Here is a 22,497-nt window from a genome sequence, read left to right on the forward strand (position 1 = left end):
CATCCTTCTGGGGCTCCGCCCCAGACCCCGCTCCTCAAACGCCGGAGGGGCTGGATTTTCAGCCCGTCCGGCGTTTGAGGACGAGGCCCCTTCAGGGCCGAAGCGGGGGTCTGGGGGCGCAGTCCCCAGGGACGGGACGGGTAGGGGCGGCGGGGGCGAAAAACTTCAGTCCAGCAACCCGTACCGCATCGCACTCGTCACCGCAGCCGTCCGATCATCGACCCCCAACTTCCCGAAGACCCGTAGCAGATGGGTCTTCACGGTCGACTCCCCGATGTACAACCGCCGCCCGATCTCCGCGTTGGTGCACCCCTCCGCCACCAACCGCAGCACCGCGGTCTCCCGCTCCGACAACCGAGGCCGCTCCGGCTTCGTACGCAACTGGTCCACCAGCCGCGCGGCCACCGAAGGCGCGAGCACCGTCTCGCCGCGCGCCGCAGCGCGTACGGCGTTCGCGAGTTCACCCCGGGGCAGGTCCTTCAACAGGTAGCCCGCGGCCCCCGCCTCCACGGCACGCAGGATGTCCCGGTCCGTCTCGTACGTGGTGAGGACGATCACCCGGCACGGCAGCCCGGCCGCGCTCATCCGCACGATGGAGTCGACACCCCCGCCGCCCGGCATCCGCAGGTCCATCAGCACGATGTCGGGCCGGAGTTCAGCGGCCAGGGCCTCCGCCTGCGGTCCGTTCGACGCGTCGGCGATCACGTCGAGGTCCGGTTCTGCACTGAGCATGGCACGCAGGCCCTCCCGCACGACGGGATGGTCGTCGGCCAGCACGATCCGGATCATCGGGGACTCCTCAAAGGCGATACCGGCAATTGGACCGTCACCGTCGTCCCCTCACCCGCCGCGCTCCGCACCCGCGCCGTCCCGCCCGCCTCGGCGACCCGCGCCCGCAGCCCCGCCAGACCGTAGCCGTCGGACACCGCGCCCGGGTCGAAGCCGCACCCGTCGTCCCGTACCGACACGGTGAGCGTCTCGTCGGCGTACGCCAGCGTGAGGCTCAGCGCCGCCGGACTCCCCGCGTGTTTGCGGGCGTTGGCGAGGGCCTCCTGGCAGGAGCGCAGGGCGACCACCTCGGGCCCGGCGGGCAACGCGCGTACCGGGCCGGTGACTTGGAGCGTCGCGTCATGGCGTGCGGCGAGCCGGCGCAGTGCGTCCGGCAGTGACGCGTCCGCGAGGTCGGCCGGTGTGCCGCCGGCGACCAGGGCGCGGGCCTCGGCGAGGTTCTGCCGGGCGGTCTCGTCCATCAGGGCGAGGTGGCGGCGGGCCTGCGGGAGGTCGTCGTCCAGCTCGGCCTCCACCGCCTGGACCAGCATCAGGAGGCTGGTGAAGCCCTGGGCGAGGGTGTCGTGGATCTCGCGGGCCATGCGTTCCCGCTCGGCCAGCGCGCCGTGCGCGGTCGACAGCCGCGCGACCTCGTGGCGGCTCGCGTCCAGTTCGGCGATCAACTCGGCGCGCTCCTCGCTCTGTTCGATGACACGGATGATCCAGGTGCCGAGGGCCATCGAGAAGACCAGGGTGACCACCGCGAACACCGCGTTGAAGAACACGTCATGGGTGCTGGGCCACCACAGCAGCGCCCAGCCGATCACGGGCGCGATGTTGATCACGGTCACCGCGATCAGCGCCCAGCGCAGGCGCAGCATCATGAAGCAGGGCGGGACGAGGGCGAAGGCCATCAGCCGGGTCTCGCCCACCAGGACCGCCGACGGCAGGAACAGCGCCATCTCCGCGACGAGGTAGCCGACGGCCCGCCGCTCGTCGGGCGGATCGCCCCGCAGGACAGGGCGCCCGAACCAGACGTACAGCGGAACCAGCGGGACGAGCAGGCCGGCCGCCGTGACGCGTACCGGCCACCCCGGATGGTTCGTGCCGAGGACGAACACCAGGGTGGCCAGCCAGATCAGGGCGAAGTACGTGTCCCAGAGCCGGAAGGTGCGGTCCCAGGTGTACGAGCTCTTCACCGGGGCGGGGCCGGTCATCCGTCGCGCCGGTTCTTCCACCGGAAGGTCAGCAGACACAGCACCAATCCTCCGACGCACCAGGCCCCGAGCACCAGCGCGACCTTCCCGAACTCCCAGCTCCCGGCCTGCTCCAGCACCTGCGCCGACGAGGGCAGGAACACCCCGCGCAGCCCCTGGCACATCCACTTCAGCGGGAACAGGGCGCCGATGTTCAGCATCCAGTCCGGGATGGTGTCGATGGAGATGTACACCCCGGAGATGAACTGCAGGACCAGGAACGGCAGGACGACCACGGAGGTCGCGCTCTTGCCGGACTTCGGGACCGAGCTGACCGCGATGCCGAGCAGGGCGCAGGCCGTCAGACCCAGCACGAAGATCCATCCGAAGTCCAGCCACTTCACCGCGGACGAGGGCAGATCCACGTCGTAGAAGGTGGTGCCGACCAGGAGCAGGATCGCCGTCTCCGCCAGCCCCGTGACCAGAACCAGCCAGATCTTGCCGAGGAAGTACGCGGCCGGTGGCATCGGCGTGCCGCGCAGCCGGCGCAGCACCTTCTCGTCGCGTTCGATCGCGATCGAGATGCCGAGGGACTGGAAACTCGTCGACATGATGCCGGCGGCCATCATCGCCGGGACGTACAGCTGCGAGGCGTTGACGCCCGCGCCCCGGACGTCGTCCTTGAAGATCGACGCGAAGAGGAACAGGAAGACGACCGGGAAGGCGAAGGTGAACACCACCTGGTCGCGCTGCCGGAAGAACTGTGTGAGTTCCAGGCCCCCGCGTCGCAGGCCGAGTCCCCAGGCGCCGGGCAGCCGCTCCCCGGAGGTCCTCGTCCGGGCCCCTGCGACGGTCGTGGTCGTGGTCATCGCGCGTCCTCCTGTCCGGTCAGCTGGAGGTAGACGTCCTCCAGGGTGGGGCGGCTCACCAGCAGCCCGGGGATCTCGCCGTCGAAGCGGTGCATGAGTTCGGCTACGACCCTGGTCGGAGTCTCGGTGTGCTCCGCGCGCGGGGTGCCGTCCGGTTCCGTCCACTCGACGGTGGCCCCGGTGCTGTGCCGATCGCGCAGGGCGGCCGGTTCGCCCTCCGCGACCACACGGCCCCTGGCGACGATGGCCAGCCGGTCGGCGAGGTTCTCCGCCTCCTCCAGGTAGTGGGTGGTGAGGAGGATCGTGGTGCCCTCGTCGGCGAGCTTGCGGATCAGGTCCCAGAACTGGCGCCGCGCCGCCGGATCGAAGCCTGTCGTCGGCTCGTCCAGGAGGAGGAGTTCCGGATCACCGATCACTCCGAGGGCCACGTCGAGACGCCTGCGCTGTCCGCCCGAGAGCGCCTTGATACGGCTGTCCACCTTGGCCTCCAGACCGACCAGGCCGATGACCTCCTCGGGGTCGCGCGGGCGCGGGTAGTAGCGGGCGAAGTGCCGTACGGTCTCGCCGACCGTCAACTCCGCGGGTGCCGATTCGTCCTGCCAGACGATGCCGACCCGCGAACGCCACGCGCGCGTGCCCGTCGCCGGGTCCGAGCCGAGCACGGACACCTCGCCCGCGTCCCGGCCGCGGTTGCCCTGGAGGATCTCGACCGTGGTGCTCTTGCCCGCGCCATTGGGCCCGAGCAGGCCGAACACCTCTCCCGTGCGGATTTCGAGATCGATTCCGTCTACGGCGGTCACGTCCCCGTACTGCTTGCGCAGCCCCCGCACATCCACTGCGAGTTCGTTCGCCTGTGTTGTCATGCCTTGAGCATCGTCCGGAATCGAGCGCTCAGGCACGACCGTGCGTACTTCCTTATGTCCACCGAACGGTGGACACAGGTGCGCGTGCGGCACAATGGCCGTGCCCGAAGAAGGTCCAACTCTCCAGTGACGGATCGGCGTGATGAGCAAGACGACAGTGAAGGACGTCTCCACCGACTCCGAGCCGGAGCACACGGCCGGAGAGCCGCGCACGGTCGGCAGCAGCCGCGCCTTCGCCGTGCTGCTGGTGATCACCGGTGCGGCCGGACTGCTCGCCGCGTGGGTCATCACGATCGACAAGTTCAAGATCCTCGAAGGCAAGCTCGCGGGCAAGACCTTCACCCCGAGCTGCAGCATCAACCCGATCGTGTCCTGCGGCAGCGTCATGGAGAGCAAGCAGGCCGCCGCCTTCGGCTTCCCGAACCCGATGATGGGCCTGGTCGCCTACGGCATCGTCATCTGCGTCGGCATCAGCCTGCTGACCCGGGTCAAGTTCCCGCGCTGGTACTGGCTGACCTTCAACTTCGGCACGCTCTTCGGGGTGGGCTTCTGCACCTGGCTGCAGTTCCAGTCGCTGTACCGGATCAACGCGCTGTGCCTGTGGTGCTCGCTGGCCTGGGTCGCCACGATCACGATGTTCTGGTACGTCACGTCGTTCAACATCCGCAACGACTTCCTGAAGGCCCCGCGCCCGGTCAAGAACTTCCTGGGCGAGTTCACCTGGGTCCTCCCGGTCACCCACGTCGGCATCATCGCCATGCTGATCCTGACCCGCTGGGGCACCCAGCTCTGGGCGTGACCCGGCGCCGACCGCGTTGTCAGTGGCGTGACATAGGGTTTTGGACGTGGAGCCCGACCTTTTCACCGCCGCAGCCGAAGAACGCCAGGAGAGGGACCCGTCCGGCAGTCCCCTGGCGGTACGGATGCGCCCGCGCACCCTCGACGAGGTCGTGGGCCAGCAGCACCTGCTGAAGCCGGGCTCACCCCTGCGCAGACTGGTCGGCGAGGGCGCGGGCGGCCCCGCCGGACCGTCCTCGGTGATCCTCTGGGGCCCGCCCGGCACCGGCAAGACGACCCTCGCGTACGTCGTCTCCAAGGCCACCAACAAGCGGTTCGTGGAGCTGTCCGCGATCACCGCCGGGGTCAAGGAGGTCCGCGCGGTCATCGACAGCGCCCGCCGCGCCACCGGAGGCTTCGGCAAGGAGACCGTCCTCTTCCTGGACGAGATCCACCGCTTCAGCAAGGCCCAGCAGGACTCCCTCCTCCCGGCCGTCGAGAACCGCTGGATCACCCTGATCGCGGCGACCACGGAGAACCCGTACTTCTCGGTGATCTCCCCGCTCCTGTCCCGCTCCCTGCTCCTCACCCTCGAACCCCTCACGGACGACGACCTGCGCGCCCTGCTCCGCCGCGCCCTGTCCGACGAGCGCGGCCTCAAGGACGCGGTGACTCTCCCCGAGGACAGCGAGAACCACCTGCTGCGCATCGCCGGCGGCGACGCCCGCCGCGCGCTCACCGCCCTGGAGGCCGCCGCCGGTGCCGCCCTCGACAAGGGCGAGCCGGGCATCACCCTCCAGACCCTGGAGGAGACGGTCGACCGCGCGGCCGTGACGTACGACCGGGACGGCGACCAGCACTACGACGTCGCCAGCGCCCTCATCAAGTCCATCCGGGGCTCCGACGTCGACGCGGCCCTGCACTACCTCGCCCGCATGATCGACGCCGGCGAGGACCCCCGCTTCATCGCCCGCCGCCTGATGATCTCGGCCAGCGAGGACATCGGCCTGGCGGATCCCAACGCGCTGCCGATCGCGGTCGCCGCCGCCCAGGCCGTAGCGATGATCGGCTTCCCGGAGGCGGCGCTCACCCTCAGCCACGCCACCATCGCGCTCGCCCTGGCCCCCAAGTCGAACGCGGCGACCATGGCGATCGGCGCCGCCATGGAGGACGTACGCAAGGGGCACGCGGGCCCGGTGCCGATGCATCTGCGGGACGGGCACTACAAGGGCGCGGCCAAGCTCGGGCATGCCCAGGGGTACGTCTACCCGCACGACCTGCCCGAGGGGATCGCCGAGCAGCGGTACGCCCCGGAGGAGCTGAAGGACCGCGAGTACTACGAGCCCACCCGCCACGGGGCCGAGGCGCGGTACGCGGACGCCGTGGAGTGGACCAGACAACACCTTGGTCGTAAGCGGTCCTGAGCACCCTGTAGAATCCCTCGAAGCGCTGTGTCCCGTGCGGTCAGAACGGGACGGTCAGCCGGAACCAGTCAAAGGACCCAGTCCTCGGACCGGCTCCAAGAGCGTCGCGCACCGTTCGAATGGTGTCGCGGGCAGCCCACCACCACCCGTCGCAGGACGGGATCGGTCGGTGGGCCACTCGCGTGCTGCACGTATGTGCCCAGATCAGGGGAGCGGCTGCCCACCAGGTCCCGCAAGGGCCCCGGCGGGTTTCCCCCGGCTGCGGATGCGACCTCTCTCACCACCCTGACAAGCCGATAACCAGGAAAGAGACATCGTGGCGAATCAGTCCCGCCCCAAGGTCAAGAAGTCGCGTGCCCTCGGCATCGCGCTGACCCCGAAGGCCGTCAAGTACTTCGAGGCCCGTCCCTACCCGCCGGGTGAGCACGGTCGTGGCCGCAAGCAGAACTCGGACTACAAGGTCCGTCTGCTGGAGAAGCAGCGTCTGCGTGCGCAGTACGACGTGTCCGAGCGCCAGCTCGTCCGCGCCTACGAGCGTGCTTCCAAGGTCCAGGGCAAGACCGGTGAGGCCCTGATCATCGAGCTGGAGCGTCGTCTCGACGCGCTGGTCCTTCGTTCGGGCATCGCCCGCACGATCTACCAGGCCCGCCAGATGGTCGTCCACGGCCACATCGAGGTCAACGGTGGCAAGGTCGACAAGCCGTCGTTCCGCGTCAAGCCCGAAGACGTCGTCATGGTCCGCGAGCGCAGCCGCAGCAAGACGCTGTTCGAGGTCTCCCGCGCCGGTGGCTTCGCCCCCGACGGCGAGATCCCGCGCTACCTCCAGGTGAACCTCGGCGCCCTGGCGTTCCGCCTGGACCGCGAGCCGAACCGCAAGGAGATCCCGGTGATCTGCGACGAGCAGCTCGTCGTCGAGTACTACGCCCGCTGATCACCTCACGGACGTAGCACCACATTTCGCGTCAGCCCGCCGTCTCCCCGCCCTTCCGGGTGGGCGAGGCGGCGGGTTTTCGCATGTCCACGCGGACCGCCGCGTGGCGCACCGCCCCGCGCGGCACCGGCACCGCGGCGAGCGCCGGCGGCTGCCCCAACGCCCGCGCCACGGCCGCCTCCCGGCCGAGCAGCGCCCCCTCCCGTACGCACTCCGCGTACCGCTCGCCGCCCAGCCGCTCCCGGGCCAGCGCCTCGCACAGCTCGTGCGGCGCGTTGTAGCACGCCGAACCGAACAGCGGCAGCCCCACCGACGGCCACATCCCGCCCGCCGCGCCCTGCAACAGCGCGGCCTCGGCGGCATCGCCCTCCGCCACCGTGACGAGGGCCAGCAACTCGACCGCGAGCACCGAGCCCAGCAGATCGCGGAAACCGTGCGCGCTGCCCAGACAGTCCGCCAACAGGTCCCGCGCGTGCGGGAGTCGACCCTCGCTCCAGGCGACGTAGGCCAGGACGTACAGCGCGTACGCCCGGGTCCACCGCTCGCCGTGGTCCTCGCACACCTGCCGGACGTCCTCGCACAGCTTCACCGCGTCCGCCAGATCGCCCTGGAACGCCCGTGTCATCGCCAGCTCGACCTGGCCCATCAGGACATTGCTGTTCAGCTCGCCGATCTGCTGATAGCGGGCCAGCGCCGAGCGCAGCAGGGTCTCCGCGCGCGGCATGTCGTCCGTGACCAACGCCAGGCACCCGGTGCGGTGTTCGGCGTACGCCACCGCCGTGGGGTTGGCGGCCTCCTCCGCCTCCTCCCGGCACTCCTGGAGCGCGGCCAGCGCGGGCACGGTGTCGCCCTGGAGGATCGCCACATAGCCGAGCACCCACAGGGCCTTGAGCCGCGACTGGTCGTTGGCCGTGTTCTCCGCGTCGAGTCGGACCGCCTGCTCCAGCCAGTGCCGGCCCTCCGAGAGCCGCCCGCAGCCCGCCCAGTAGAACCACAGGGAGCCCGCCAGGTACTGGCCCAGGTGCGTCTCGTCCGGCTCGGTCAGGCAGTAGTCCAGGGCGCCGCGCAGATTCGGCAGCTCCGCCTCGATCCGCGCGGCGACCTCGCGCTGGCGCGGCGAGAACCAGTCCAGCTCGCACCAGGTGGCCAGCCCCAGATACCAGTCGCGGTGCCGCCGCCGCAGCCGGGCCGCGTCCCCGGTCGCCGCCAGCCAGTCGGCGCCGTAGGCCCGGATCGTGCCGAGCATCCGGTAGCGCACGCCCGTCGGTGTCTCCTCGCGGGCGATCACGGACTGCGCGAGGAGTTCGGACAGCACGTCGAGGACGCCGTCGGAGGGCAGTCCGTCGCCGCCGCACACGTACTCGGCGGCCTCCAGGTCGAAGCGCCCGGCGAACACCGACAGGCGTGCCCACAGCAGCCGTTCCTCGGCCGTGCACAGCTCATGGCTCCAGCCGATCGCCGTCCGCAGCGTCTGGTGCCGGGGCAGTGCGTCCCTGCGCCCGCCCGCAAGCAGCCGGAACCGGTCGTCGAACCGCGCCAGCACCTCCCCGGGCGACAACGCCCGCAGCCGCCCCGCCGCCAACTCGACCGCAAGGGGAATCCCGTCGAGCCGCCGGCACAACTCCCGTACGTCCGCGTCGTCTTCCCCGAGAACGACCCCCTGCTGCGCGGCCCGGTCGGCGAACAGCTCCACCGCCTCGTCCGCACCCAACGGCGCCAGCGCCACCACCCGCTCGCCCGCCAGCTCCAACGGCCGCCGCCCCACCGCGAGCACCCGCAGCCCCGGCACCCGCCCGAGCAACTCGGCCACCAGCGAGGCACACACGTCCACCAGATGCTCGAACCCGTCCAGCACCAACAGCACTTGACGGTCCATCAGATGCGCGAGCAGCGCCTCGCGCGGCAACCGCGTGGTGTGATCCGTCAGCCCCAGCGCCTCTACGACGGCGAAGTCCACGAGTTCCGGGTCGCGCACCGGCGCCAGCTCCACCCGCCACACCCCGTCCGGGGGTGCGCACCGGGCCGCCGCACGGGCCGCGAGCCGCGACTTGCCGACCCCGCCGGGCCCGGTCACCGTGACCAGCCGCGAGACGTCCAGCGCCCGCGCCAGTTCGGTGAGTTCGGCCGAGCGGCCCACGAACCGGTCGGGTTCGAGGGGCAGATTGCCGTCCGCGGTGACGCCGCCGCCAGGGGAAGCTCGCATGGAACACGGAGCGTACTGAACCGTATTCAGTCCGTACAGTCGCTTCGCCCGACTCCACCGCGCGCGGGGCGGTAATGCGGTACGGAGCGCCACCCCCGGCGCGATAGGCTCGGGACCAGTTATCTACAGGTGTTCATGAGAGAGGGTGTCGGGTGTCCGGTGGAGAGGTTGCCGGGATCCTGGTGGCCGTCTTCTGGGCGATCCTGGTCTCCTTCCTCGCCGTCGCACTGGTGAGGCTGGCCCAGACGCTCAAGGCGACCACCAAGCTCGTCGCGGACGTGACCGACCAGGCCGTCCCGCTGCTGGCGGACGCCTCCTCGGCGGTGCGCTCGGCGCAGACCCAGATCGACCGGGTCGACGCGATCGCCTCGGACGTCCAGGAGGTCACGTCGAACGCCTCCGCCCTGTCGACCACCGTCGCCTCCACCTTCGGCGGCCCCCTCGTCAAGGTCGCGGCCTTCGGCTACGGCGTCCGCCGGGCCCTGGGCGGCCGACGCGAGGCCGAGCCCGCCAAGGTGTCCCGCCGTACCGTGATCGTGGGCCGTACGGTCCCTGCCGCGCGGCGGGTCAAGCGCACCCGGAAGAAGGACTGACCGAGCGATGTTCCGCCGTACGTTCTGGTTCGGCACGGGCGTGGCCGCCGGTGTCTGGGCGACCACCAAGGTCAATCGCAAGCTGAAGCAGCTGACCCCCGAGCACCTCGCCGCGGTCGCGGCCAACAAGGCGCTCGAAGCGGGCCACAAGCTCAAGGACAGCGCGGTGCACTTCGCGCTCGACGTCCGCGCGGGCATGGCCCAGCGGGAGGCCGAACTCGGCGACGCGCTGGGGATCAACGCCCCGGTCGACCCCGAACTCCCCGCGCCCAGGCAGCACATCGCCATCGAGAACCGCAGCAACCCCAGGTCTGTCGAAAGAACAGACAGGACGACGTACTCGTACAACCGGAATGAGGACCACTGATGGAGTCGGCTGAAATCCGCCGCCGCTGGCTGAGCTTCTACGAGGAGCGCGGCCACACCGTTGTCCCCTCGGCGTCGCTCATCGCGGACGACCCGACTCTGCTCCTGGTCCCCGCCGGCATGGTCCCCTTCAAGCCGTACTTCCTCGGCGAGGTCAAGCCGCCGTGGCCGCGCGCCACCAGCGTGCAGAAGTGCGTGCGCACCCCCGACATCGAAGAGGTCGGCAAGACCACCCGGCACGGCACGTTCTTCCAGATGTGCGGCAACTTCTCCTTCGGCGACTACTTCAAGGAAGGCGCCATCACCTACGCCTGGGAGCTGCTCACCTCGCCCCAGGACAAGGGCGGTTACGGCCTCGACCCCGAGCGCCTGTGGATCACGGTCTACCTCGACGACGACGAGGCCGAGACCATCTGGCGCGACAAGATCGGCGTCCCCGCCGAGCGCATCCAGCGCCTCGGCAAGAAGGACAACTACTGGTCGATGGGCGTACCCGGACCCTGCGGCCCGTGCTCCGAGATCAACTACGACCGCGGCCCCGAGTTCGGCGTCGAGGGCGGCCCCGCCGTCAACGACGAGCGGTACGTGGAGATCTGGAACCTGGTCTTCATGCAGTACGAGCGCGGCGAGGGCATCGGCAAGGAGGACTTCGAGATCCTCGGCGAGCTGCCCAGCAAGAACATCGACACGGGCCTCGGCCTGGAGCGCCTCGCGATGATCCTGCAGGGCGTGCAGAACATGTACGAGATCGACACCTCCATGGCCGTCATCAAGAAGGCCACCGAGCTGACCGGTGTCGAGTACGGCGACTCGCACGAGTCCGACGTCTCCCTGCGCGTCGTGACCGACCACATGCGTACGTCCGTGATGCTCATCGGCGACGGTGTGACCCCCGGCAACGAGGGCCGCGGTTACGTCCTGCGCCGGATCATGCGCCGCGCCATCCGCAACATGCGGCTGCTCGGCGCCTCCGGCCTGGTCGTCAAGGAACTCATCGACACGGTCATCGCGATGATGGGCCAGCAGTACCCCGAGCTGGTCACCGACCGGCAGCGCATCGAGACCGTCGCCCTCGCCGAGGAGGCCGCCTTCGTCAAGACGCTGAAGGCCGGCACCAACATTCTCGACACCGCCATCGCCGACACCAAGCAGTCGGGCGGCAAGATCCTCGCCGGCGACAAGGCGTTCCTGCTCCACGACACCTGGGGCTTCCCGATCGACCTCACCCTCGAAATGGCCGCCGAACAGGGCCTGTCCGTGGACGAGGACGGCTTCCGCCGCCTGATGAAGCAGCAGCGCGACCAGGCCAAGGCCGACGCCCAGGCCAAGAAGACCGGCCACGCCGGCGTCGGCGCCTACCGCGAGATCGCCGACAAGGCCGGTGAGACCGACTTCATCGGCTACTCCGACACCCAGGGCGAGTCCACGATCGTCGGCATCCTCGTCGACGGCGTTTCCTCCCCGGCCGCCACCGAGGGCGACGAGGTCGAGATCGTCCTCGACCGCACCCCCTTCTACGCCGAGGGCGGCGGCCAGATCGGGGACACCGGCCGGATCAAGGTCGAGTCCGGTGCCGTGATCGAGATCCGCGACTGTCAGAAGCCGGTCCCGGGTGTCTACGTCCACAAGGGCGTCGTCCAGTTCGGCGAGGTCACCGTCGGCGCCAAGGCCGAGGCCGCGATCGACATCCGCCGGCGTACCGCCATCGCCCGCGCCCACTCGGCCACGCACCTCACCCACCAGGCGCTGCGCGACGCCCTCGGTCCGACGGCCGCGCAGGCCGGTTCCGAGAACCAGCCCGGCCGCTTCCGCTTCGACTTCGGTTCGCCGTCTGCCGTTCCCACGGCCGTGATGACCGACGTCGAGCAGAAGATCAACGAGGTGCTCGCCCGCGACCTGGACGTGCACGCCGAGATCCTCAGCCTCGACGAGGCCAAGAAGCAGGGCGCCATCGCCGAGTTCGGCGAGAAGTACGGCGAGCGGGTCCGCGTCGTGACCATCGGCGACTTCTCCAAGGAGCTGTGCGGCGGCACCCACGTCCACAACACCTCCCAGCTCGGCCTGGTCAAGCTGCTCGGCGAGTCGTCGATCGGCTCCGGAGTGCGCCGTATCGAAGCGCTCGTCGGTGTCGACGCCTACAACTTCCTCGCCCGTGAGCACACGGTCGTCGCCCAGCTCCAGGAGCTGGTCAAGGGCCGCCCGGAGGAGCTTCCGGAGAAGGTCTCCGCCATGCTCGGCAAGCTGAAGGACGCCGAGAAGGAGATCGAGAAGTTCCGCGCCGAGAAGGTGCTCCAGGCCGCCGCCGGTCTCGTCGAGTCCGCCAAGGACGTGCACGGCATCGCCGTCGTCACCGGCCAGGTACCGGACGGCACCAGCCCGGACGACCTGCGCAAGCTGGTGCTCGACGTGCGCGGCCGGATCCAGGGCGGACGGGCCGCGGTCGTAGCCCTGTTCACGGTCAACAACGGCAAGCCGCTCACCGTCATCGCCACCAACGAAGCCGCCCGCGAGCGCGGCCTCAAGGCCGGTGACCTGGTGCGCGCCGCCGCCAAGACCCTCGGCGGCGGCGGTGGCGGCAAGCCGGACGTGGCCCAGGGCGGCGGCCAGAACCCGGCCGCCGTCGGCGAGGCCGTCGACGCCGTCGAGCGACTCGTCGCCGACACGGCCAAGTAAGAAGCGGTCGAGAACATGCGAAGAGGCCGCCGACTCGCCATCGACGTCGGGGACGCCCGGATCGGGGTCGCCTCGTGCGACCCCGACGGGATCCTGGCCACTCCCGTCGAGACGGTCCCCGGCCGCGACATCCCGGCGGCGCACCGCCGGTTGAGGCAGCTCGTCGAGGAGTACGAACCGATCGAAGTGGTCGTCGGCCTCCCCCGTTCCCTCAAGGGGGGCGAGGGACCGGCCGCCGTGAAGGTCCGGGCCTTCGCCCAGGAGCTGGCCAAGGGCATCGCCCCGGTACCGGTCAGACTGCTGGACGAACGGATGACCACGGTGACGGCCAGTCAGGGACTGCGCGCCTCCGGGGTGAAGTCCAAGAAGGGCCGCTCGGTCATCGACCAGGCGGCAGCGGTCATCATCCTCCAGCAGGCGTTGGAATCCGAACGGGTGTCAGGTAAACCACCCGGCGAGGGCGTCGAAGTGGTCATCTGATCGCGATACGGTAACGTTCCGCGCGATGCGATGGTGTTCGAACAGCCATGGCACAGCAAGAGGCGGTACGGAAGCCGGAGCCGCAAGCGCCGCGACCGCCGCCTCGCGGCTCTAGGGGATCGATGACTGAGTATGGCCGGGGCCCAGGCTCCGAACCGTGGCATCCGGAGGACCCGTTGTTCGGGGACCTCGGATGGGAAGGACAGCAGGCCCAGGTGGGCCAGCAGTCCTCCTACGGCGGCCAGCCGCAGCACTATCCGGAACAGCCCCAGCAGCCGCAGTACGGCGACTGGGGCCATGGCCAACAGGCCGATTACGGTCAGGCGCAGCAGCAGTACCAGGTCTACGACGAGCAGGGCCACCCCCAGCAGTACCCCGACCAGCAGCAGTGGGCGGACCAGCAGCAGTACGCCGATCAGAGCCATCAGCAGTACGCCGATCAGCAGCAGCAGTACCAGCAGGGCGGCTGGGACGGCGGCCACACGCCCGCGCATGTTCCGTACGCCGCGGACCCCGGCGACCCGTACGGACAGCAGGCCGCCGCCTATGGCGAACAGCAGCCCGATTTCTACGGCACGCCCGACGCGTTCCCGCCGCCGGAGCCGCCGAGCAAGCGCCGCACCGAGCCCGAACCGGAGCAGACCGACTGGGATCCGGGCCCCGACCAGGGCGAACACGCGTTCTTCGCGGGCGGTGGCGACGACGAGGACGACGCCGACGACGAGGCGGAGGACGGGCGCGCACGTGGTGACCGCCGGGGCAAGGGCGGCAAAGGCAAGGGCAAAGGCGGCAAGGAGAAGAAACGCCGCAACGGCTGCGCCTGTCTTGTGGTCGTCATGGTGTTCGGCGGCGGTTTGGCGGGCGTCGGCTATCTCGGCTGGCACTTCTACCAGAACCGTTTCGGCTCGGCGCCGGACTACGCGGGCGACGGTACCGGTTCGGTGACCGTGACCATTCCCAAGGGTGCCTTCGGATCGGATATCGGGCAGAAGTTGAAAGAGGCGGGCGTCGTCAAGAGCGTGGACGCCTTCGTGGTCGCCCAGTCCCAGAATCCGGACGGGAAGAAGATCCAGGCCGGCGTCTTTCTGCTGAGGAAGAACATGTCCGCCGCGAGCGCGGTCAAGCTGATGCTCGACCCTACGAGCCAGGACAATCTCATCGTCGCCCCGGGCTGGCGAAACGCCCAGGTGTACGCGGCGATCGACAAGAAACTCCAGATTACCGACGGCACCACCAAGGCCGTCGCCAAGAAGGAATACAAGAGCCTCGGACTGCCCGGCTGGGCGAACGACAACAAGGAAATCAAGGACCCCCTGGAGGGCTTCCTCTTCCCGGGTACCTACGGTGCCGCCAAGGGCATGAAGCCCGAAACGGTCCTCAAACAGATGGTCGCCCAGGCCAATGACAAATACGACGCGATCGACCTCGCGGCGAAGGCCAAGGCGCTCAACCTGGAAAACCCGTTGCAGGTCATCACGGTCGCGAGCCTCGTCCAGGCCGAGGGCAAGACGCATGAGGACTTCCGCAAGATGGCGGAAGTCGTCTACAACCGTCTCAAGACCACGAACGACCAGACCAACCGGTACCTGCAATTCGACTCGACCTTCAATTACCTGAAGGGCCAGAGTAAGATCCACATCAGCGAGTCCGAGATCAACAGCAACAAGGACCCGTACAACACCTACACGCAAAAGGGCCTGCCGCCCGGTCCCATCGACAACCCCGGTGACGAGGCGCTCGCAGCAGCGCTGAATCCGACGCACAACGGCTGGATCTACTTCGTGGCGACCGACGGCGAGAACAAGACGGAATTCGCCAAGACGTACGCCGAATTCCAGGCACTCAAGGACAAGTTCAATGCCACCTCGGGCAACTGACGCCCGCCGGGCCGCCGTGCTCGGTTCACCCATCGCCCACTCCCTCTCCCCGGTGCTGCATCGCGCGGCATACGGGGAGCTGGGGCTCGACGCCTGGTCGTACGACCGCTTCGACGTCGACGAGGCCGGTCTCCCGGGGTTCTTCGACAACCTGGGACCGGAGTGGGCCGGGCTGTCACTGACGATGCCGCTGAAACGGGCCGTGATACCGCTGCTCGACGAGATCAGCGAGACCGCGGCATCGGTGGACGCGGTCAACACCGTCGTCTTCACGGAGGACGGCCGACGAGTCGGCGACAACACCGATATCCCCGGCATGGTCGCCGCCCTCCGCGAACACGGGATCGAACAGGTCGACTCCGCCGCGATCCTCGGCTCCGGCGCCACGGCCTCCTCGGCCCTCGCCGCGCTGTCCCGGATCTGCACGGGCGAGGTCGTCGCGTACGTCCGCAGCGAAGCGCGCGCCGCCGAGATGCGGCAGTGGGGCGAGCGGCTCGACGTGGAGGTGCGCACGGCGGACTGGGCGGACGCGGCCGACGGCCTGTGCGCCCCCCTGGTCTTCGCGACCACCCCCGCCGGCACCACGGACGCCCTCTCCTCCGCCGTACCGGAACGCCCCGCCACCCTCTTCGACGTCCTCTACGACCCCTGGCCCACGAACCTCGCGGCCCGCTGGTCCGGCTACGGCGGAGCCGTCGTCAGCGGACTCGACCTGCTGGTGCACCAGGCTGTGCTGCAGGTGGAGCAGATGACCGGCCGGCGTCCGGCACCGCTGGACGCGATGCGTCGGGCGGGGGAGAAGGCGCTGTCGGAGCGCTGACGCGGAAGCGGTGGGGTGGGTGAAAGGGCGCCGGACGGCTCCTGCCCTGCTCCGGCGGGGCGCTGCGACGCACGCACGGGTTGACCGCTGACCCTGCCTTGGCGGGCCGGCCCAGGAGATGTCGACGGGACCGCTGTCCCCACCCCAGCAGGGCGGACCGGGGACCCGCCCGCCGCCCATACACCCCAGCGCCGCGTCCGCTCCCTGGACCGTAGGCCAGGTCCACGCCCCGGACGTGGGAGGATCGGGGGCGGCGGGCCAGGGCCGCGCACCCGGTTTCGCCGTCGCCGTACGCGAGGACGCGCGTGCGCAGGGCAGTACCAGGGCGCGAGCATGAGGAGCACCGTTGAGCAGGTTGCGCTGGCTGACCGCGGGGGAGTCCCACGGTCCCGCACTCGTGGCGACGCTGGAGGGCCTTCCCGCCGGCGTGCCGATCACCACGGAGATGGTGGCGGACCACCTGGCCCGGCGCCGGCTCGGCTATGGACGTGGCGCGCGCATGAAGTTCGAGCGCGACGAGGTCACCTTCCTCGGCGGTGTCCGCCACGGCCTCACCCTCGGCTCCCCGGTCGCGATCATGGTGGGCAACACCGAGTGGCCCAAGTGGGAGCAGGTGATGGCGGCCGACCCGGTCGACCCGGAGATCCTGGCGGGGCTGGCCCGTAATGCGCCGCTGACTCGCCCCCGTCCTGGTCACGCGGACCTCGCCGGTATGCAGAAGTACGGCTTCGACGAGGCCCGCCCGATCCTGGAGCGCGCCTCCGCCCGCGAGACGGCGGCCCGTGTCGCGCTCGGCGCGGTGGCCCGGTCGTACCTGAAGGAGACGGCCGGTATCGAGATCGTCTCGCACGTCGTCGAACTGGCCTCCGCGAAGGCCCCGCGGGGTGTCCTGCCCACCCCTGCCGATGTCGAGAGGCTCGACGCGGACCCGGTGCGCTGCCTGGACGCGGATGCCTCGAAGGCGATGGTCGCGGAGATCGACCAGGCCCACAAGGACGGCGACACCCTCGGTGGCGTCGTCGAGATCCTGGCCTACGGCGTCCCCGTCGGACTGGGCTCGCACGTGCACTGGGACCGCAAGCTGGACGCCCGTCTCGCCGGTGCCCTCATGGGTATCCAGGCGATCAAGGGCGTCGAGATCGGCGACGGATTCGAGCTGGCGCGGGTGCCCGGTTCGCAGGCGCACGACGAGATCGTCAACACGGATGAGGGTATCCGCCGGGTGTCGGGCCGTTCCGGTGGTACCGAGGGCGGGCTGTCCACGGGTGAACTGCTGCGCGTGCGCGCCGCGATGAAGCCCATCGCGACCGTGCCGCGTGCCCTCCAGACCGTGGACGTGGTCACGGGTGAGGCCACGCAGGCCCACCACCAGCGCTCCGACGTCTCCGCGGTCCCGGCCGCCGGTATCGTCGCCGAGGCCATGGTCGCGCTCGTTCTCGCGGACGCCGTGGCGGAGAAGTTCGGCGGCGACTCGGTGCCCGAGACCCGCCGCAACGTCCGCTCGTACCTCGAGAACCTGGCCATCCGGTGACCCCGGCCCCGCTGGTCGTCCTGGTCGGCCCGATGGGGGTGGGCAAGTCGACGGTCGGACAGCAGCTGGCCGGGCGGCTCGGCGTCGCCTACCGGGACACCGACGACGACATCGTGGCCGCCGAGGGCCGCACCATCGCCGAGATCTTCGTCGACGAGGGCGAGCCCGTCTTCCGCGCGATCGAGAAGCGCGCCGTGCACCGGGCACTCGCCGGGCACGACGGCGTCCTCGCGCTCGGCGGCGGCTCGGTCCTCGACGCCGACACGCGCGCGCTGCTCGCCGGACACCGCGTCGTCTACCTCTCCATGGACGTGGACGAGGCGGTCAAGCGCACCGGCCTCAACGCGGCCCGCCCGCTGCTCGCGATCAACCCGCGCAAGCAGTGGCGCGAACTGATGGAGGCCAGGCGCCACTTGTACGCCGAGGTCGCGCAGGCCGTCGTACCGACCGACGGCCGCACCCCCGAGGACGTCACCCAAGCCGTCCTGGACGCACTGGAGTTGAAGGAAGCATGAGCGAGTCAGTGACGCGGATCCAGGTCGGCGGCACGGCGGGCAGCGACCCGTACGAGGTCCTGGTGGGCCGTCAACTCCTGGGCGAGCTGGGCGGGTTGATCGGCGACAAGGCCAAGCGGGTCGCCGTCATCCACCCCGAGGCGCTCGACGAGACGGGCGAGGCGCTGCGCGCCGACCTGGCCGGGCAGGGCTTTGAGGCCGTCGCCATCCAGGTGCCCAACGCGGAAGAGGCCAAGACCGCCGAGGTCGCCGCCTACTGCTGGAAGGCCCTGGGCCAGTCCGGGTTCACCCGCTCCGACGCCATCGTCGGTGTCGGCGGCGGCTCCACCACCGACCTGGCCGGATTCGTCGCCGCGACCTGGCTGCGCGGGGTCCGCTGGATCGCCGTACCGACGACCGTGCTCGCCATGGTCGACGCGGCGGTCGGCGGCAAGACCGGCATCAACACCGCCGAGGGCAAGAACCTCGTCGGCTCCTTCCACCCCCCGGCCGGCGTGCTCTGCGACCTGGCCGCGCTGGACTCCCTCCCGGTCAACGACTACGTCTCCGGGCTCGCCGAGATCATCAAGGCCGGCTTCATCGCCGACCCGGTGATCCTCGATCTCATCGAGTCCGACCCGGAGTCCGCGCGTACCCCGGCAGGCCCGCACACCGCCGAGCTCATCGAACGCTCCATCAAGGTCAAGGCCGAGGTGGTCTCCGCCGACCTCAAGGAGTCGGGCCTGCGTGAGATCCTCAACTACGGCCACACCCTCGCGCACGCCATCGAGAAGAACGAGCGCTACAAGTGGCGGCACGGCGCCGCAGTGGCCGTAGGCATGCACTTCGCGGCCGAACTGGGCCGTCTCGCGGGCCGGTTGGACGACGCGACGGCCGACCGCCACCGCACGGTCCTCGCATCGGTCGGCCTGCCGCTCAGCTACCGCTACGACCAGTGGCCCAAGCTGCTGGAGACCATGAAGGTCGACAAGAAGTCCCGCGGCGACCTGCTCCGCTTCATCGTCCTCGACGGCCTCGCCAAGCCGACGGTCCTGGAGGGCCCCGACCCGGCCGTGCTCCTCGCCGCGTACGGCGAAGTGGGCGAGTAGGTCCAGCGAAGCCCGTTCCCTCCGATATGCCTTGCGGGGACGGGCACTTCGGCCCCTCCCCAGCCGTTCACCAAATGGCGGCCGGGGAAGGTACCGTTCGGTACGGAGCGGGGTTCGGGCCCGCTGCCAGCGCCAATCGCCTGTACGAGATGGAGTGGCACCGGATGCAGCACGCAGTGGGGTCTCCGCTGCCGCCGCCCCACCAGCCGGGGCAGGGACCGGCCACCGGTTGGACGCCGACCGGACAACACCCGGGCCCGCACCATCCGGGTCCGCCCCCCGTGCCACCACCGGCCCCGGGCTTCGCGCCCACCCCACCGGTGCCGCACACGGTCCCGCGCCGCGTCCCGGACACCACGGGCCACGTCCAACTGCCGCCGGGCGGCCCTGTACCCATGCCCAGCGCCCCACCGGCGACGGCGGCCCCCGACCCGACCTCCACCACCCTCGCGGTGCTGCTCATCGGCCCCGCAGGCGCGGGCAAGACGAGCGTCGCCAAGTACTGGGCGGACCACCGCCGGGTCCCCACCGCCCACATCAGTCTCGACGACGTACGCGAGTGGGTCCGCTCGGGCTTCGCCGACCCCCAGTCGGGCTGGAACGACCACTCGGAGGCCCAGTACCGCCTCGCCCGCCGCACCTGCGGCTTCGCCGCCCGCAACTTCCTCGCCAACGGCATCTCCTGCGTCCTCGACGACGCGGTCTTCCCCGACCGCCCGGTCGTCGGTCTGGGTGGCTGGAAACGGCACGTAGGGCCCGGGCTCCTGCCCGTCGTCCTCCTCCCCGGCCTGGAAATAGTCCTGGAACGCAACGCCGAACGCTCCGGCAACCGCCGCCTCACCGACGACGAGGTCGCCCGCATCCACGGCCGCATGGCCGGCTGGTACGGCTCGGGCCTCCCGATCATCGACAACTCCCAGATGGACATTCAGCAGACGGCCCAGGTACTCAACGACGTCCTGGCCCGCTCGATAGCCAGTCCGCCCAGCTGGTGAGTGCTTTTTAGGGGCGCGGGGAACTGCGCGACCAGCCCCCACCGGCGCGCACCCGGCACACAACCGTGGAACCCACCCCGTCCCCCGAACGGCACTCTCCCAACCAGCACATTCCAGCCACCCCTCCTACGCTCGTCTCATGTCAGAGGTCTACGCAGCCCGCCGAGCGAGGCTGAGGGAACGCGCCCAAGCCGGCGGCAGCCAATCCGCCCTGGTCACCAGCCCGGCCAACGTGCGCTACTTGGCCGGCCCCGCCCCGCACGGCACCGTGCTGCTCCTGGGCAAGCGCGAAGACATGCTGGTCTGCACCGGCCCCCTCGACGAGCGCCCCGCCGGAGGCGAGGGCCGCCCCGACGAGACCCTCCGCGTCCACGCACTCTCCACCCCGGACGGCGACCCCGCCGTAGCCGCCGCAGACCTCGCGTCAGCGACCGGCGCCGAATCCATGGCCGTAGAAGAACACCACCTCACCGTGGCCCGCCACCGAGCCCTCCGCTCGGTCGCCCCGACCCTCCGCCTCACCGACATCGGCGGCGCGGTCGAGCAGCTGCGGGTCGTCAAGGACGAGGAGGAGATCTCCTGTCTGAGAATCGGCGCCGAGATCGCCGACCAGGCCCTCGGAGAGCTGCTGGAGTCGATCCTCGTCGGCCGCACCGAACGCCATCTCGCCCTCGAACTGGAACGGCGCCTCGTCGACCACGGCGCCGACGGCCCCGCCTTCGCGACCTCCGTCGCCACCGGCCCGCACTCCGGCAGACGCGGCCACCGGCCGACCGACCGCCGGGTGGAGGAGGGAGATTTCCTTTCTGTCTGCCTCGGCGCCACCTACCGCGGATACCGCTGCGAGATCGGCCGTACGTTCGTCATCGGCACCTCGCCTGCGGACTGGCAGATCGAGCTGTACGACCTCGTCTTCGCCGCCCAGAGGGCCGCACGGGAGTCGCTGGCGCCCGGTGCGGCCTACCGCGATGTGGACCGCGCGGCCCGCCAGGTGCTGGACTCCGCGGGGTACTCAGAGGGCCTCGCGGCCCTCACCGGCCACGGCGTCGGGCTCGAAATCGACGAGGAGCCGCAGCTGGCCCCCGCGGCCATGGGTAAACTGGACGCTTGCGTGCCGGTCACCGTCGAACCGGGGGTTCACCTCCCGGGCCGGGGCGGTGTCCGGATCGATGACACGCTCGTCGTGCGCCCTGAGGCGGACGGCGGACCCGAGCTACTCACCATCACGACCAAGGAGCTGCTCGCGCTCTAGCTCTGTCGAGCTGTGCGCGTGTCCCGTGGTCGTCCACGTCAGTCCAGGAGATTCCGCAACCGTGGCTTCCACGAACGACCTCAAGAACGGCCTGGTGCTCAAGCTCGACGGGGGCCAGCTCTGGTCCGTCGTCGAGTTCCAGCACGTCAAGCCCGGCAAGGGCCCTGCCTTCGTGCGCACCAAGCTCAAGAACGTGCTCTCCGGCAAGGTCGTCGACAAGACGTTCAACGCCGGCGTCAAGGTCGAGACGGCCACTGTCGACAAGCGCGACATGCAGTTCTCGTACATGGACGGCGAGTACTTCGTCTTCATGGACATGGAGACCTACGACCAGCTCATGGTCGACCGCAAGGCCGTCGGCGACGCCGCCAACTTCCTGATCGAGGGCTTCACCGCCACGGTCGCGCAGCACGAGGGCGAGGTGCTCTTCGTCGAGCTGCCGGCCGCCGTCGAGCTGACCATCCAGGAGACCGAGCCCGGCGTCCAGGGTGACCGCTCCACCGGTGGCACCAAGCCCGCCACCCTGGAGACCGGCTACCAGATCCAGGTCCCGCTCTTCATCACCACCGGTGAGAAGATCAAGGTCGACACCCGCTCCAGCGACTACCTCGGCCGGGTGAACAGCTAACCGTGGCTGCCCGCAATACGGCCCGCAAGCGCGCCTTCCAGATCCTCTTCGAGGGCGACCAGCGCGGAGTCGGCGTCACCACGGTCCTCGCGGACTGGATCCGGCTCTCCCGGGACGACACCCGGCAGCCGCCGGTCAGCGAGTACACGATGGAGCTGGTCGAGGGGTACGCGCAGCACGCGCGCCGTATCGACGAGCTGATCGCGCAGTACTCGGTCGGCTGGACGCTGGACCGCATGCCCGTGGTGGACCGCAACATCCTGCGCCTCGGCGCCTACGAGCTGATCTGGGTCGACGAGACCCCGGACGCCGTCGTCCTCGACGAGATGGTGCAGCTGGCCAAGGAGTTCTCCACGGACGAGTCGCCCTCGTTCGTCAACGGCCTGCTGGGCCGTTTCAAGGACCTGAAGCCGTCGCTGCGCCGGGACGAGGCGTAAACAGCACGCGAGCAGAACGCCGGAGGGCCCGCAGCGCGATCGCTGCGGGCCCTCCGGCGTCCGTGTACCCGTGAGGCCCCTGAGGCCCGCAGAAAGCCGCCGGGGGGGGGGGGGGCCGGGGGGCCGAGGCCCCCCCCCCGCGCCCGTGATGGTAGTAAGGGGGCGGGGCCCGTGAAGAACTGGGGGGCCGCCCGCCCCCCCGGCGCCCCAA

21 protein-coding genes are annotated in these 22,497 nt (G+C 70.2%); 16 read left to right on the forward strand and 5 right to left on the reverse strand.

The genetic code is table 11. The annotated features are described in order from the left end of the window. Positions 1–165: 165 nt before the first annotated feature. The 4 genes from ACIQBL_RS41755 to ACIQBL_RS41770 are packed head-to-tail and all read right to left on the reverse strand — an operon-like array spanning position 166 to position 3,696. Positions 166–789 carry a response regulator gene (locus ACIQBL_RS41755; RefSeq protein ID WP_401952403.1) on the reverse strand — a complete coding sequence of 208 codons (624 nt, stop codon included), beginning with the start codon at positions 787–789 and terminating at the stop codon, positions 166–168. After that, positions 786–1,985 (reverse strand): sensor histidine kinase, encoded by a 1,200-nt coding sequence (locus ACIQBL_RS41760; protein ID WP_401952405.1) that lies wholly within the window; start codon positions 1,983–1,985, stop codon positions 786–788. The genes ACIQBL_RS41755 and ACIQBL_RS41760 overlap by 4 nt, the downstream gene beginning before the upstream one ends. Continuing rightward, positions 1,982–2,833: an ABC transporter permease gene (locus ACIQBL_RS41765; protein ID WP_401952408.1), complete on the reverse strand. Its 852-nt coding sequence runs from the start codon at positions 2,831–2,833 to the stop codon at positions 1,982–1,984. The genes ACIQBL_RS41760 and ACIQBL_RS41765 overlap by 4 nt, the downstream gene beginning before the upstream one ends. Continuing rightward, on the reverse strand, positions 2,830–3,696 hold the full coding sequence (locus ACIQBL_RS41770) for an ABC transporter ATP-binding protein (RefSeq protein WP_401952411.1): 867 nt from the start codon (positions 3,694–3,696) through the stop codon (positions 2,830–2,832). Before ACIQBL_RS41770 ends, ACIQBL_RS41765 begins: the two co-directional genes overlap by 4 nt. 142 nt (positions 3,697–3,838) lie before the next feature. Between ACIQBL_RS41770 and ACIQBL_RS41775 the strand changes: the two genes are divergently transcribed. The 3 genes from ACIQBL_RS41775 to rpsD all read left to right on the forward strand — a co-directional run bounded on the left by ACIQBL_RS41775 (position 3,839) and on the right by rpsD (position 6,828). Further along, a complete protein-coding gene (locus ACIQBL_RS41775) occupies positions 3,839–4,495 on the forward strand; it encodes a vitamin K epoxide reductase family protein (protein ID WP_401952413.1) in 657 nt (218 codons plus the stop codon). A 46-nt stretch (positions 4,496–4,541) separates the two neighbouring features. Beyond that, the gene (locus ACIQBL_RS41780; protein ID WP_401952415.1) at positions 4,542–5,897 is read left to right on the forward strand and encodes a replication-associated recombination protein A; all 1,356 of its coding nucleotides are present in this window, start codon (positions 4,542–4,544) and stop codon (positions 5,895–5,897) included. A gap of 316 nt (positions 5,898–6,213) precedes the next feature. Further along, positions 6,214–6,828, forward strand: coding sequence for a 30S ribosomal protein S4 (rpsD, locus tag ACIQBL_RS41785; RefSeq protein ID WP_365308108.1), 615 nt, complete (start codon positions 6,214–6,216; stop codon positions 6,826–6,828). 31 nt (positions 6,829–6,859) lie between these two features. Here the strand turns inward: rpsD and ACIQBL_RS41790 are convergent, their stop codons facing one another. After that, positions 6,860–9,031: an ATP-binding protein gene (locus tag ACIQBL_RS41790; RefSeq protein WP_401952418.1), complete on the reverse strand. Its 2,172-nt coding sequence runs from the start codon at positions 9,029–9,031 to the stop codon at positions 6,860–6,862. A gap of 152 nt (positions 9,032–9,183) precedes the next feature. On the opposite strand from ACIQBL_RS41790, the gene ACIQBL_RS41795 reads away from it, so the two are divergent. The 13 genes from ACIQBL_RS41795 (at position 9,184) to nusB (ending at position 22,286) form a co-directional block, all read left to right on the forward strand. Continuing rightward, positions 9,184–9,624 carry a DUF948 domain-containing protein gene (locus tag ACIQBL_RS41795; RefSeq protein WP_401952421.1) on the forward strand — a complete coding sequence of 147 codons (441 nt, stop codon included), beginning with the start codon at positions 9,184–9,186 and terminating at the stop codon, positions 9,622–9,624. Positions 9,625–9,631: 7 nt separating this feature from the next. After that, entirely contained in the window at positions 9,632–9,991 is a 360-nt protein-coding gene (locus tag ACIQBL_RS41800; protein ID WP_401952424.1) for a hypothetical protein, read from the forward strand. Continuing rightward, complete coding sequence (alaS, locus tag ACIQBL_RS41805; RefSeq protein ID WP_401952426.1) at positions 9,991–12,663, forward strand: alanine--tRNA ligase; 2,673 nt, start codon at positions 9,991–9,993, stop codon at positions 12,661–12,663. Before ACIQBL_RS41800 ends, alaS begins: the two co-directional genes overlap by 1 nt. 15 nt (positions 12,664–12,678) lie before the next feature. Next, the gene (gene ruvX / locus ACIQBL_RS41810; protein WP_043683963.1) at positions 12,679–13,143 is read left to right on the forward strand and encodes a Holliday junction resolvase RuvX; all 465 of its coding nucleotides are present in this window, start codon (positions 12,679–12,681) and stop codon (positions 13,141–13,143) included. Positions 13,144–13,265: 122 nt separating this feature from the next. After that, positions 13,266–15,020 carry an endolytic transglycosylase MltG gene (mltG, locus tag ACIQBL_RS41815; RefSeq protein WP_401952430.1) on the forward strand — a complete coding sequence of 585 codons (1,755 nt, stop codon included), beginning with the start codon at positions 13,266–13,268 and terminating at the stop codon, positions 15,018–15,020. Beyond that, positions 15,001–15,840: a shikimate dehydrogenase gene (locus ACIQBL_RS41820; RefSeq protein WP_401952432.1), complete on the forward strand. Its 840-nt coding sequence runs from the start codon at positions 15,001–15,003 to the stop codon at positions 15,838–15,840. Before mltG ends, ACIQBL_RS41820 begins: the two co-directional genes overlap by 20 nt. Positions 15,841–16,186: 346 nt before the next feature. Beyond that, positions 16,187–17,371, forward strand: a complete 1,185-nt coding sequence (aroC, locus tag ACIQBL_RS41825; RefSeq protein WP_401952435.1) for a chorismate synthase — start codon at positions 16,187–16,189, stop codon at positions 17,369–17,371. After that, positions 17,368–17,886, forward strand: a complete 519-nt coding sequence (locus ACIQBL_RS41830; RefSeq protein WP_401952438.1) for a shikimate kinase — start codon at positions 17,368–17,370, stop codon at positions 17,884–17,886. The genes aroC and ACIQBL_RS41830 overlap by 4 nt, the downstream gene beginning before the upstream one ends. Continuing rightward, positions 17,883–18,974: a 3-dehydroquinate synthase gene (aroB, locus tag ACIQBL_RS41835; protein WP_401952441.1), complete on the forward strand. Its 1,092-nt coding sequence runs from the start codon at positions 17,883–17,885 to the stop codon at positions 18,972–18,974. The genes ACIQBL_RS41830 and aroB overlap by 4 nt, the downstream gene beginning before the upstream one ends. A 164-nt stretch (positions 18,975–19,138) precedes the next feature. Then, on the forward strand, positions 19,139–19,969 hold the full coding sequence (locus tag ACIQBL_RS41840) for a Pro-rich N-terminal domain-containing protein (protein ID WP_401952444.1): 831 nt from the start codon (positions 19,139–19,141) through the stop codon (positions 19,967–19,969). A gap of 139 nt (positions 19,970–20,108) precedes the next feature. After that, on the forward strand, positions 20,109–21,221 hold the full coding sequence (locus ACIQBL_RS41845) for an aminopeptidase P family protein (protein WP_401952446.1): 1,113 nt from the start codon (positions 20,109–20,111) through the stop codon (positions 21,219–21,221). 61 nt (positions 21,222–21,282) lie between these two features. Continuing rightward, entirely contained in the window at positions 21,283–21,849 is a 567-nt protein-coding gene (gene efp / locus ACIQBL_RS41850; RefSeq protein WP_043683951.1) for an elongation factor P, read from the forward strand. Positions 21,850–21,851: 2 nt separating this feature from the next. After that, the gene (gene nusB, locus ACIQBL_RS41855) at positions 21,852–22,286 is read left to right on the forward strand and encodes a transcription antitermination factor NusB (RefSeq protein ID WP_200712616.1); all 435 of its coding nucleotides are present in this window, start codon (positions 21,852–21,854) and stop codon (positions 22,284–22,286) included. The last annotated feature ends 211 nt before the right edge of the window (positions 22,287–22,497 follow it).

Source organism: Streptomyces sp. NPDC088350, from assembly GCF_044753545.1.
Taxonomy (GTDB): domain Bacteria; phylum Actinomycetota; class Actinomycetes; order Streptomycetales; family Streptomycetaceae; genus Streptomyces.